Below are 12,134 nucleotides of genomic sequence, written 5' to 3' on the forward strand. Positions count from 1 at the left end.
GGTTGAACCATGTTCAAATACCAAAACCAAAAAACCAAGAAACCTGATTCAATCGTCACTACGCTGCTGGCAGTGCTGCAAGCCGCGCTGGTACTCATCGGCATCATCGGCATATCGGTCAAGTTTTTCGACGAACAAAACGGCCTGCTCAGGCAGTGGTTCGACTACGCCATCAGCGCCAAACTTTCCAACCTCGTCGTAATCGGTATCCTGATCGTGGCCGGGGTCTATCTCTTCAATTGGTGGGTCAAGGGGAGCGACCAGAAGCACAGCGCCGTCGGCAATATCTTGATGTACGGCATGATGGCGGTCGGAGCCTACGTCCTGTTCAATTTTCTATCGAACTAGTCGCCCTGCATCCTGAACCAGACCTGGTCTGACCGGGGCCCAGCGCAAGGCCAGGCCCGGCAAAAGGAAGGGATTTACTTCTTGGCTGCGGCCAGCTTTTCCTGGTCGGCATAGTACTGGCGAACGGTGCTCATGTCGTAATCGCGGGCCCACTGGATCAGGGCATCCAGCGCTGGTGCACCGAGTTCGCCGACTTGAGCGTGAATACCGGCCTGCTCGCGGATCACCAGGATGCCCGGAATCTGTTCCACGTTGAAGTATTCGCCGATTTCGTTATCGACTTCGGTATTGACCATGCCGAACACGATATCGGGATTGGCAGCGGCAGCAGCTTCAAAAATCGGCGTGAAGGAAACGCACGGCGTACACCAGGGAGCCCAGAAATCGACGATGACGAAATCGTTGTTTTCGATGGTTTCCTTGAAGTTGGCTTTGGTGAGTTCTACGACGGCCATGACGATCCTTTCAAAAATGGAGCCAGCATTCTATCAGAACCTGTTGTCCCGGTCGGCAATGCGATATTTGGAATGGTACGCGCTAAAATAGCCCAATAAAATCAATCAAGAGGAAATCATGCTGCAAACGAAAAAATGGATGCTGGGCCTTGTTGCCGTCGCTACGGTGCTCGCTGCGCTGTTCGCGCTTTACACCTGGGCCATGCTGAGCTGGTCGTACTCATCGGGGGAACGTGCGGGTTATGTACAAAAGTTTTCGCACAAGGGCTGGGTGTGCAAGACCTGGGAGGGGGAACTGGCAATGGTCAACATGCCGGGCACACTAAGCGAGAAATTCTTCTTTACCGTACGCGACGAAGCCGTCGCCCAACGGATCAATCAATCGCTGGGCAAGCGGGTTTCGCTCACCTACGAACAGCATGTAGGCCTGCCTTCCACTTGTCTGGGAGATACCGAGTATTTCGTCACCGACATCCGGGTCGTCGAGTAATGCCTCTAACGCCCTTCTGTAATGCAGGCGGCCTCGCCTGCATTACGAGCAATTCAATTAGTTTAGATACTTGAGTTGATGCAGGCGGGGCGCCTGCGCTACATAAATCACTTCGCCTCGACTGCCGGGCATTTACTCACAAAATTCTCTTCCAAGGCGTCCAGAAATGCCCGCGTACGCGCCGGCATCAGTCGCCTTCCCGGAAACACGGCCCACGCCGTCACGCTGGGTAGCGTCCAGTCTTCCATGATCTTCACCAATTCTCCGCGACGCACGTGCGATGCGGCAAAGTGATCGACCAACACAGTAATCCCCTGGCCGGCAACAGCCAGGTGCATCAACAATCCTGGTGCATTTGCGGTAGCACGCGCAGGCGGAGCGCCCTCCCACTGCATCTCGCCCTTGGTTAAGCGCCAGGGCCGCGGCTCGCCGAAACGGCTCATCAGATGTAAGGCATCGTGATCCATTAAAGCCTCAGGCTCAGTAGGCGTGCCGCGATGCTTGAGGTAATCCGGGGATGCATAGAGCCCCACGCTGAGCGTCGCGATACGGCGCGCTGCCAGCGATGCATCGTCCGGCAAATCGCCCATGCGAATCGCCAGGTCGAAATTCTCGCCGATCAGGTCCACACGCCGCGGCGAGACATCGACATCAAGGGTAATCGCCGGATATCGAGCGACGAATGCTCCCAGCATATCGCCCAGCACTTCAGTCGCGAAATCCCCCGGCATCGAAATCCGCAAGCGACCGCTCGGCTCGGCCTGTCGATGCTGCATGAGCGCCTGGGCTGCTTCCACTTCGGTGGTCACTTGCTGCGCATGCGCCAGCAGCGCTTGGCCGAAGTCGGTCACGGTAAGTTTTCGGGTCGTGCGCAGTAGCAATCGTTCTCCCAGTTGGGCTTCCAGCATGGAAAGCCGTCGCGAAAGCGTCGATTTTGGAACATTCAGCCGCTCGGCAGCACGGGTAAAGCTGCCTTCCTCGACGACACGGGCAAATAACAGCAGATCGTTGGGGTCCAGGCTCATCCTAATTTTCCAAAAATGGAACAATGTTATCCATCATACCCACTCAATCTATTAATTTGGAATAGATAAAGTACACCCCATCGCAACCACTGATGAGGAGTGACACCATGAACATCCTGCAAATCAATTCCAGCGCACGCTCGCAAGGCTCTTATTCCACCCGTCTTGCAGGCGTTGTTGCAGAGCGCTTGGTAGACCAGCATCCACAAGCCAAGATCACCTTGCGCGACCTCGGCCGCAACCCGCACCCCATGCTGGACGAGCAAACCCTGGGCGCCTTGTTTACTCCCGCCGAGCAGCGGACGCCGGAACAAGCCGCACGCGTGGCGCTCGACGATGCGCTCATTAGCGAGGTGCAAGCAGCCGATGTGCTTGTGATCGGGGTGCCCATGTACAACTTCAGCATTCCTACGTTGCTCAAGAACTGGATAGACGCGATTGCTCGTGTGGGAGTGACCTTTCGTTACACGGAAAACGGCCCCGAAGGTTTGCTCAAGGGCAAGAAAGCGTATGTGGTTCAAGCCAGCGGCGGTGTCCATAGCCATACACCGACGGATACCATCACGCCTTATCTGAAAACCGTGCTGGCATTCCTGGGCATCGTCGATGTCGAATTCGTGTACGCTGAAGGCCTGTCGATGGGGCCGGATGCGGAACAGAACGGACTGGACGCAGCTTACCAACAGATAGAACAAGCGATTAGCGCTTGAAGGAGGTCATCATGACGACAACTATCACCCCGGAAATCGTTACCCGGCCTCGGGTCGTCGAACATGAAGTCATCGGCCAGGCCACTTCGGACGGTGCCGGCGTCAAGCTGACGCGCGTACTGACCCAGCACCTGCAACGCCGTCTCGACCCGTTCCTCATGCTCGATGCATTCGGCACGGACAACCCGGACGATTACATTGCCGGCTTTCCCGATCACCCTCATCGCGGTTTCGAAACCGTGACCTACATGATCGCCGGTAAGATGCGCCATCGCGACAGCGCCGGGCACGAAGGCTTGCTGGAAAACGGCGGCGTGCAATGGATGACCGCAGGCCGCGGAGTGATCCACTCCGAATTGCCGGAACAGGAAGAAGGCCGCATGGAAGGCTTCCAGCTCTGGCTCAACCTGGCTGCCAAGGACAAGATGAACCAGCCGTGGTACCGCGATTTTCAAAGTGCGGATATCCCGGAATTCGTAACGCCGGAAGGCGTAACGGTACGCGTCATCGCCGGTCGTAGCCATGGCGTCGCCGGTGCCGTGGAGCGCGCGGTGACCGAACCCGAGTATCTCGACCTGCATCTGCCGGCCGGGACAAGCTTTGGCCAAGCCTTGCCGCCGGAATTCAACGCCTTCGTCTACGTCTATCGCGGCGAGGTCGAGATCGGCGAGCGGACGATCCCGCAGCAGCGTATGGCGATCCTGCGCAATGCGCCGGACAGCGACGGCGTAGCTCTATCTGCGACGTCGGCCCCAGCCAGGGCCTTGTTGATTGCAGGGCGTCCGCTGGACGAGCCGATCGCGCAGTACGGGCCGTTCGTGATGAATACCCAGGAGGAGATTTTCCAGACCTTGAACGATTTCCGCGAAGGGCGTTTTGCCTCAGCAGAATAAGCAGCACCTATAAAAGCAACACTTATAAGCAGCAATAAACGACTAACGACAACGTCAAAAGGAGCAAAACATGCAAACTATCGAACGCTACGGCCCGCTGGTCGGCCGCATCCTCATCGCCCTCATTTTCGTCTGGTCCGGCTTCGGCAAGATCGTCGGCTTCGAAGCCACGGTAGGCTATATCGCCAGCAAGGGTCTGCCACTGCCGCAATTGGGCACCATCGCGGCCATCCTGGTCGAACTGGGCGGCGGCCTCATGCTGATCTTCGGCTTCAAGGCGCGTTGTGCTGCAGCAGCGATGTTCGTCTTCACCGCCATGGCCGCACTGATCTTCCACGACTTCTGGGCCGTACCGCCTGAGCAGGCGTTGAACCAGATGATCCACTTCATGAAGAACGTCTCCATGATGGGTGGATTGCTGTTCGTAGTGGTGTACGGTAGCGGACCGCTGAGCCTGGAAAACACGAAACGCTAGTCCCCGATTCCACTCGCCGGGCGGCAAACTTTGCCGCCCGCGCCTTTTACCCGCCTCGCCAAGATCAATATCAACATTACAATTCAATAGGTTACAAACAAAACCACAGCCGGAACAGTATTTGCATAGGGTCATCTCCGACCACGACTTTAAAAGCTGCTCGATCAAGCAGCGTGAGGAGACAAACCCATGCCTCTAGAACCTCGCAATATCGCCGGCAGCGAGTATGCCTTCGCGATTCCCAACCATCGCGCGGGACGCGAACAACAGCCGCGTCCATTATCGACCGGCCAGCATCGCTGGAACGCCGCTACGCTGAGCAACATCGACCACCCCTCGCACTGGTCGGTGCCATGGGCCGACCTCATGATGGTGATGATGGTGATGTTCGCCGTGATGTACGCCACCCAATTGCCGCCGCCCAAAGCTTCTCCGGTGTCGATCCATGATTCGGCCCCGCTCACCGCACAACTGCCGCCACCCAAGGCATTTCAGCCCAAGGCCGATGCGACAGCCCCCGCCGGCTTGTCTACGGATGAAATTTTCAAGCTCAGCGAAAAACTCGTGCGCGACGCCAACCTGGGCAACATCGACGTAGCGCTTACGGACGACAAGGCGATCAAGGTCAGTGTGCACGGTAACTTGTTCTTCGATCCGGGCATGGCAGAGCTCAAGCCCGATGCCGTCGCTTTCCTCGACCAACTGGCTGGCATCATCGCCGGCAATCACTTCAAGGTCGAAATCTCCGGCCATACGGACGACGTGCCCATCAGCAACCCAGCCTATCCCACCAACTGGGAGCTTTCTTCGGCGCGTGCTGCCAAGGTGGCGCGTTATCTGATCGAAACCGGCCATCTCGAACCCGGCCGCTTCACCGTCATCGGCCACGCCGCCTACCAACCGACCCTGCCCAACACCACGACCGAGAACAAGGCCAAGAACCGCCGCGTGGAAATCGTGATCAAGCGCGAAGAATACCGCCCATGAAAAAGCACACCCATTCGCTTTGGGGCATCGTGGTTTGCGTGCTGCTGCTGGCGGCTGTATTCATCATGAGCGACGGCCGCAACCTCATGCTCAACCTCGAAGGCCTGGTGGTGGTCGTGGCTGGCACCATCGGCGCGACCTTCATCAGCTATCCCAAGAACGCCATCCAGGCTGCGGTCAAGGTCGCGATCAACAGCTACAAATCGCGTATTCCATCAGGGGAAGAGATTGTCGATTCGCTGCTCGACCTCTCCATCAAATCCCGCATCGACGGCCTTTTAGCGCTGGAAGAAGAAGGCGAGCGCAGCAGCGTGCTGTTCCTGGAGCGTGCGCTTTCCATGCTGGTCGACGGTTTCAGCCAGGAAGACATGCGCGACGCGCTTTATACCGAGATCAACTTCTTTCAGCAGCGCCGCAACCAGCACGAACGCGTGTTCCGCCACATGGCCCTGCTGGCGCCGGCCTTCGGCGTCGCAGGCGGCGTCATCGGGCTGATCGGCATGCTGGGCGGCATCAAGGATAGCGCGGTCATCCTGCACACCATTCCAGTGGCGCTCACCTCGACTTTGTACGGCGTGCTGATGGCATACTTCCTGTGCATTCCCGTCGCCGAGAACATCCACGCCAAGACCGAGGAAGAATTACTCATCCTCAAGCTCATCACCGACGGCGTAACGCTGATCGGCCAGGAATACAACACGTTGCGGTTGCAAACGCGCTTGCAATCGTTCGTCACGCCGCAGCTACGTACCTTGCAGCACAAGAGCCTCAAGGAAATCCGCAGCCGCTACGCCCAGATGAAATCGGACAGCCTCAACCGCTAGCGCTTCCAATCCAGCCGTTCGTCAGCCTAATAAGATACATAAGCGCTTATGTGCGTTACCGCGCTTTTCGCGCATTAGTACTACTGTAACTTGGGTGTTTTCGAAGATGCCGCCCATGCCCTCAGATCCCTTCAACGAAAAGGAACGGCTGAAAACATTGCAGGCGTATCGCATCATGGATACGTCGCCGGATCCCAACCTCGATCGCATCACCCAGCTTGCCGCCACCATCTGCCGTACGCCCATGGCCTTGATTTCGCTGGTGGACGATCGTCGGCAATGGTTCAAATCCAGCGTCGGCGTAGAGGTGAAAGAGACGCCGCGTTGCGATGCGTTTTGCCTTCAAGTCATTCAGAATTGCGATTTCTATTTGATCGAAGACGCGACGGCCTCGGAAATGTTCGCCAACAACCCGCTCGTCACCGGCGGCTTCGGCTTGCGCTTTTATGCGGGTGCCCCGCTAGTCGGTGAACACGGCTACATCCTAGGCACGCTGTGCGTACTCGATACCGTGCCGCGGACGCTGGAACCGCATCAGATCAAGGCTTTGCAATTGCTCGCAGATGAGGTCATGGTGCACCTGGAACTGCACCGAAGACGCCTCCAACTCAAAGAAAAAACCCAACAACAGCAACAATCGGCCAGCGCATTGGAAATGCTCAACCGCGCCATCGCCATGCGCAATGCTTGCAGCGATGCCCTTATCCGGGCAAAAAACGAGCATGACTTGCTCTCGAGTATTTGCGATGTTGCGGTCAAGATCGGCGGCTATGCCATGGCCTGGGTGGGCTATGCGCAGTACGACGCCGAAAGGCGGGTGAAGCCCGCGGCGTTCTCCGGGCGTCCTGAAGACATCGACTTTCTGGAAGAACGATTGATCAGCTGGTCGCCTTTTTCGCCGCTCGGCAACGGCCCCGCGGGCTACACTATCCGCGAATGCAAGCCGATTCATATCAAGAATCTCGCCGAATCCGAACTCTTTCGGCCATGGGTCAAGTCGGCCGTCAAGCGCGGCTTTGTCGACCTCATCACCATTCCACTGCGTCACGAAAGCGAATGCCTGGGCATTTTCGCGCTGTATCGGCGCGAACCTCGCGATGTCTCGGACGACGAACTGGCGTTGTTACAAAAACTGGCCGACGACATGGTGTACGGCATCATGGCGCGTCGTACCGAGGCGGAACGGGAACGCATCTACGGCGCCGTGCTGCGCATTGCGGAGTCCGTCCCCACCAGCGACCTGGACCAATACCTGCAACAGTTGCTCGTGAACATGGTCTCCGCAGTCAATGCTGCCGGCGGGTTTTCTGCGCGGATGAACGAGGATTGCAGCCATCTCGACGTAATCAGGATCACTCCCGGTGGGCCGCCCAACCGCAAGACGCTCGCCGTGCCGGAACCATTGCAGCAACAGGTGTGCAAGGTCGATGGCGATGCGCCTGAAGTCTTGCCTGCACTCATCCAGCGCTTTATCCGATCGGAGTTGGCGCTGGATAAAAACGAAGTCAAGATCGAGGTGGAACTTGCCGGCGAGGAATACTTGTTTATGGGCGCCTACTTCACTGCCCCCCATAACAACAATGCGTTCATCGACACCACCATCAAAATTTTCGCCTCCAAGTGCGTAGCCGAACTCAAGCGTCATCGCTCCGAACGACAAATCCATGAACAGGCTGCACTATTGGACAAAGCCCGCGATGCCATCATCGTGGTCGACCTGGAGCGGCGCATCCAGTTCTGGAACGACGGCGCCACATACTTATACGGCTGGAGCAAGGAAGAAGCTGTCGGACAACCTGTGGCCATGCTGCTCAACGAAACGGATACTGAAATCCTGGCCCATGCCCGGCAAACACTGATCCAAACCGGCGAATGGTCGGGCGAGATCGAACGTCGCCATAAAAGAGGCAAGCTGCTCATGGTGGAATCGCACTGCACGCTGGTCCGGGACGAGCAAGGGAAGCCCGTTTCTGTCATGGCCATCGAAAACGATATCACCGAACGCAAGCGTGCCGAGCGCCAGATACACCGGCTTGCGTTTTACGACACGCTGACCAGCCTGCCCAACCGGCAATTGCTGATGGCGCGGCTGCAACAGGTGCTGTCCATCGAACTGCGCCACCATAACCGCGGCGCGCTGTTTTTTCTCGATCTCGACAATTTCAAGATATTGAACGACACCCTAGGCCACGACATGGGCGACATGCTGCTGCAAAAGGTCGCCTCGCGCTTGAGCGCATGCGTGCGCGAGAGCGACACAGTCGCACGATTCGGCGGCGACGAATTCGTCATCCTGCTGGTCGATCTCAGCGCGGAGGCAACCGAAGCCGTCAACCAGGCACGAACCATTGCCGAAATGGTGTTGGATAAGCTCAACCAACCCTACTTTTTCGGCGGCAAGGAACACCACAGCACGCCCAGTATCGGCATCACGCTGTTCGACGACAGCGGCGCCTCGGTCGAAGACCTGCTGAAGCAGGCTGACCTCGCCATGTACCAGGCCAAGGCCAAGGGCCGCAACCGCATCTGTTTTTTCGACCCGCAGATGCAATCGACCGTCTCCTACCATGCCAAGATCGAGTCGGATATTCGCATCGGCCTGCGCCAACAGCAGTTCGTCTTCCACTACCAGCCGCAGCTGTCCGACGAGCGCCGCGTCATCGGTGCTGAAGCCCTCGCCCGCTGGCAACACCCAAAACACGGCCTGATCCCGCCCAAGGATTTCATCCCCTATGCCGAATCCTCCGGGCTCATACTGTCGCTCTCCGACCAGCTCATCGATACGGCTTGCCGGCAAGTGTCCATCTGGTCAGAGAATCCAGCGACAGCCCACATCGTGCTGGCCCTGAACGTCAGCAGCAAGCAGCTCCGTCAACCGGATTTCGTCCAGGTCATGAAGCAGGCCATCCAACGCCACGGCACCGATCCCACCAAACTCAAACTGGAAATCACCGAATCGCTGCTGGTGGAGAACATCGACGACACCATCGGCAAGATGAAGGAGCTCAAGGCGCTGGGCGTCAGTTTTTCGCTGGACGATTTCGGTACCGGCTACTCTTCGTTGTCCTACCTCAAGCGCCTGCCGCTCGACCAGATCAAGATCGATCAATCGTTCATCAAGGACGCGGCGATCAACGAAAAGGATGCCGCCATCGCACGCACCATCGTTGCGCTAGGCGAAAACCTGGGGCTGGATGTGATCGCAGAGGGCGTGGAAACCGTTGCCCAGCAAGAATTCTTGCAAGATAGCAATTGCCGGCTGTACCAGGGATATCTGTTCAGCCACGCCATCCCGGCAGACGAATTCGAACGCTTCGTAACGCAAATGCTTCACTAAGTATCCCTATCCCAAACTCATTTCCAATCCCAGCCCCGACCCCGGCTGTGTTCGGCAGCAAACACTCTCCCTGGCGCATTCGTGGTATCAAAGCCTATCCAAGTCTTTGGACTTAGCCGGACGATGAAGCGCTTTGAAAATACAGACTTGCTTCAGCGCATGCTCGACGTCGTCCCGGCGGGCATCTCCATCATCGATGCCAAGGGAAACATGATTTTCGCCAATGACGTTTTCGAACGCATCTGGGGCGGGGTAAAGCTGGTCGGCATCGAGCAATATCATGTTTACAAAGGCTGGTGGCGCGACACAGGAGAATTGATCAAACCCCACGAATGGGCAGCGGCACGGGCCATCAAGCAGGGTTTGACCTCCTACGATGAAGAAATCGAGATTGAATGTTTTGACGGCACCCGCAAGGTTATCCTCAACTCTGCCGCTCCAATCCACGACGACTCAGGCGCGATTTTTGGCGCGGTAGTGGTCAATAGCGACATCAGCGATCGTGTGGCATTCGAGGATCACCTCCGCACCCTTTCCGAACAAGATCCCCTTACCCAAGCCTATACAAGACGCAAGTTGTTCGATCTGCTTAAACACGAAGTGCACCGCGCGGATCGCTATCACCACCCGCTATCGTCAATTTTGCTGGACCTGGACCACTTCAAAACCATCAACGACTCGTTCGGCCACAGCGTGGGCGACGAAGTACTGATCGCAGTGAGCCGGACTATCCGCGAGAACATCCGCGACACGGATATCTTCGGCCGCTTGGGCGGAGAGGAATTTTTGCTGGTATTGCCGGAATCAGACACGCAGGAAGCCATCAGCCTCGCCGACAAAATTCGCCACAACCTAGCCGAGCTTTCCATCGGCCCTGTATCGCAAATCACCTGCAGCATGGGCGTTTGCAAGCATATCGACGGTGAGCGGCCGAACGAACTGGTACACCGTGCGGACAAGGCCATGTACCAAGCCAAAATCAACGGGCGCAACCGCATCGAGCTGGACAGCTACTCACTCTAACCCAGCATTTCCTCTAATGTGCGCTGGGTGACATTAAGCTGCCGTTCCCCTTGCCACAATGACAGTATCTGAAAACACACCGGGGGAATCACATGGAATACGCCGAATTCGTCAGGATCTCGTCCGAGCACGATACAACCTCGCTCCTCAACAAGAAACGCCTGGCGGAAACCTACGGAGCCGAAGCCTCATTCGTGGAAGACAACATCCGCCTGGATTTCTTCGGCCAGCAACTCGCCCAGGAATACGACTACGTCAGCGCCGAACTTATGCGCCGCGTCTTCCTCGCCGCCAAGATAGTATTTTCTCGCCATCCCGGCGCGGCGTTCCTCTACGACGCCGCCAACGTCTACGACATGATCAGCACGCCTTACGCGGTCGAATGCAAAACGCCGGAACAATGGCTGCGAATGTACGTCAAGACGTTCCAGGACAAGCAGTGGAATCGGCAGCCTGAACCAGGCTGGGCAATGACCGTATCTGGCAGCGCATTCTGAGAAGCACATCCGACGCAATAGCGACAATCCGTAACGGGTTGATAGCTTTTCCGCCCGCTTTTACACTCCCTACCCTATCTCGCAACCAGCGTGAACGGCTATTGAGCCGCAATCCATAAAACAATTGGAATCCATCGCCAGCGGGCCGCTAGTCGGCATTGCCGCACGCGCCGTAGTCGTGCTCGACCGCGACGATACGGTAAAACACGTGGAATTGGTCAGCGCAATCGAGAACGAACCGGATTACGAAAAAGCGCTGGCTGGATTGAAGTAGTCGCTTGAAATAGTAGTTGTAGTAGGGAAAGTCAAAGGCAGGGTGACCGAGTGGCCAGGTCACGGTGTGCAAAACCGTGCAGGTTGGTTCGATTCCAGCACCTGCCTCCAAACTTCTATCTCAATAGACATCATCACTACCGCAGTCCAGTCGGTAGTTGAGATGGATTCAGGCTAATGCCGGCGGCTCAACTGATGATGATAAGCCTCGCAAGCCTCGTTCATCATCTCCACAAACATCTCGCGCAACTCCGCATCATCCTCAGCAGACTCCGCCAGCTTAGGCGCTACTTGCTCCAAATTCAGCGGAACGCCCACATAGCCGGGCTTGGCATCCACAGTAAGCGGCTGAAACTGCACCACCAGCCCAGAAGGATGCTGGGCAATGGCCTGCTCCAAATCGACTTGCCAGGAAGAAAGCTCGGGTTCGAATAGTGTGTTCATGCCTGAGATATAAGGGTGGGCCACGTTTTTTCAAGCGGTAAGCCCTCATCACCCTTCATCAAACATCACTCCTCGCCACTACAGCCGCCCCATCCCCTGTGCACCCGCCGAGCAGCACAGCCAAGCCGGGGCAGTCGGCGAGGACTGTTTGAGGGCTGCAAGCCCGAGTTCCAAAACCCCTGGATTCCGGATCAAGCCCGTAATGAGCCCCCTCACCCCGTCCCTCTCCCGCAAGGGGTGAGGGAGCCAAAGCACCAAGCCTTATTCCAACTTATCCCGAATTCCTCAGGATAACCCTGTGGACAACCCACAAAAAAGCCCGGCCATCAATAAGATGCCGGGCTGTTCATTTT

14 protein-coding genes and 1 tRNA gene are annotated in these 12,134 nt (G+C 57.0%); 12 read left to right on the top strand and 3 right to left on the bottom strand.

Going from position 1 to position 12,134, the window contains the following annotated elements:
* Positions 1 to 9 precede the first annotated feature (9 nt).
* Positions 10 to 348, top strand: coding sequence for a hypothetical protein (locus tag NMK_RS16605; RefSeq protein ID WP_109016897.1), 339 nt, complete (start codon positions 10 to 12; stop codon positions 346 to 348).
* Between the two features lie 74 nt (positions 349 to 422).
* Here NMK_RS16605 and NMK_RS16610 read toward each other — a convergent pair whose 3' ends face one another.
* A complete protein-coding gene (locus NMK_RS16610; protein ID WP_109016898.1) occupies positions 423 to 803 on the bottom strand; it encodes a thioredoxin family protein in 381 nt (126 codons plus the stop codon).
* A gap of 118 nt (positions 804 to 921) precedes the next feature.
* On the opposite strand from NMK_RS16610, the gene NMK_RS16615 reads away from it, so the two are divergent.
* Positions 922 to 1,293, top strand: a complete 372-nt coding sequence (locus tag NMK_RS16615; protein WP_109016899.1) for a DUF8785 domain-containing protein — start codon at positions 922 to 924, stop codon at positions 1,291 to 1,293.
* Between the two features lie 107 nt (positions 1,294 to 1,400).
* Here NMK_RS16615 and NMK_RS16620 read toward each other — a convergent pair whose 3' ends face one another.
* Positions 1,401 to 2,318 carry a LysR family transcriptional regulator gene (locus tag NMK_RS16620; RefSeq protein ID WP_109016900.1) on the bottom strand — a complete coding sequence of 306 codons (918 nt, stop codon included), beginning with the start codon at positions 2,316 to 2,318 and terminating at the stop codon, positions 1,401 to 1,403.
* A 107-nt stretch (positions 2,319 to 2,425) separates the two neighbouring features.
* Between NMK_RS16620 and NMK_RS16625 the strand changes: the two genes are divergently transcribed.
* The 10 genes from NMK_RS16625 (at position 2,426) to NMK_RS16665 (ending at position 11,448) form a co-directional block, all read left to right on the top strand.
* Complete coding sequence (locus NMK_RS16625; RefSeq protein WP_109016901.1) at positions 2,426 to 3,028, top strand: FMN-dependent NADH-azoreductase; 603 nt, start codon at positions 2,426 to 2,428, stop codon at positions 3,026 to 3,028.
* Positions 3,029 to 3,039: 11 nt separating this feature from the next.
* The gene (locus NMK_RS16630) at positions 3,040 to 3,921 is read left to right on the top strand and encodes a pirin family protein (protein ID WP_109016902.1); all 882 of its coding nucleotides are present in this window, start codon (positions 3,040 to 3,042) and stop codon (positions 3,919 to 3,921) included.
* 70 nt (positions 3,922 to 3,991) lie between these two features.
* On the top strand, positions 3,992 to 4,396 hold the full coding sequence (locus NMK_RS16635; protein WP_109016903.1) for a DoxX family protein: 405 nt from the start codon (positions 3,992 to 3,994) through the stop codon (positions 4,394 to 4,396).
* A gap of 189 nt (positions 4,397 to 4,585) precedes the next feature.
* Entirely contained in the window at positions 4,586 to 5,383 is a 798-nt protein-coding gene (locus NMK_RS16640) for an OmpA/MotB family protein (RefSeq protein WP_109016904.1), read from the top strand.
* On the top strand, positions 5,380 to 6,207 hold the full coding sequence (locus tag NMK_RS16645) for a motility protein A (protein ID WP_109016905.1): 828 nt from the start codon (positions 5,380 to 5,382) through the stop codon (positions 6,205 to 6,207). The genes NMK_RS16640 and NMK_RS16645 overlap by 4 nt, the downstream gene beginning before the upstream one ends.
* A 115-nt stretch (positions 6,208 to 6,322) precedes the next feature.
* Positions 6,323 to 9,544: a sensor domain-containing phosphodiesterase gene (locus NMK_RS16650; protein WP_181376322.1), complete on the top strand. Its 3,222-nt coding sequence runs from the start codon at positions 6,323 to 6,325 to the stop codon at positions 9,542 to 9,544.
* 123 nt (positions 9,545 to 9,667) lie between these two features.
* Positions 9,668 to 10,567, top strand: a complete 900-nt coding sequence (locus NMK_RS16655; protein ID WP_109016907.1) for a sensor domain-containing diguanylate cyclase — start codon at positions 9,668 to 9,670, stop codon at positions 10,565 to 10,567.
* A gap of 92 nt (positions 10,568 to 10,659) precedes the next feature.
* Entirely contained in the window at positions 10,660 to 11,064 is a 405-nt protein-coding gene (locus NMK_RS16660) for a hypothetical protein (RefSeq protein ID WP_109016908.1), read from the top strand.
* 124 nt (positions 11,065 to 11,188) lie between these two features.
* The gene (locus tag NMK_RS18585) at positions 11,189 to 11,338 is read left to right on the top strand and encodes a hypothetical protein (RefSeq protein WP_181376323.1); all 150 of its coding nucleotides are present in this window, start codon (positions 11,189 to 11,191) and stop codon (positions 11,336 to 11,338) included.
* A 36-nt stretch (positions 11,339 to 11,374) separates the two neighbouring features.
* Positions 11,375 to 11,448 (top strand) — tRNA-Cys (locus NMK_RS16665).
* 63 nt (positions 11,449 to 11,511) lie between these two features.
* Here the strand turns inward: NMK_RS16665 and NMK_RS16670 are convergent.
* Positions 11,512 to 11,781, bottom strand: coding sequence for a hypothetical protein (locus NMK_RS16670; protein WP_109016909.1), 270 nt, complete (start codon positions 11,779 to 11,781; stop codon positions 11,512 to 11,514).
* Between the last annotated feature and the right edge of the window lie 353 nt (positions 11,782 to 12,134).

The sequence above is a fragment of the Novimethylophilus kurashikiensis genome (genome assembly GCF_003112435.1).
Lineage (GTDB): Bacteria > Pseudomonadota > Gammaproteobacteria > Burkholderiales > Methylophilaceae > Novimethylophilus > Novimethylophilus kurashikiensis.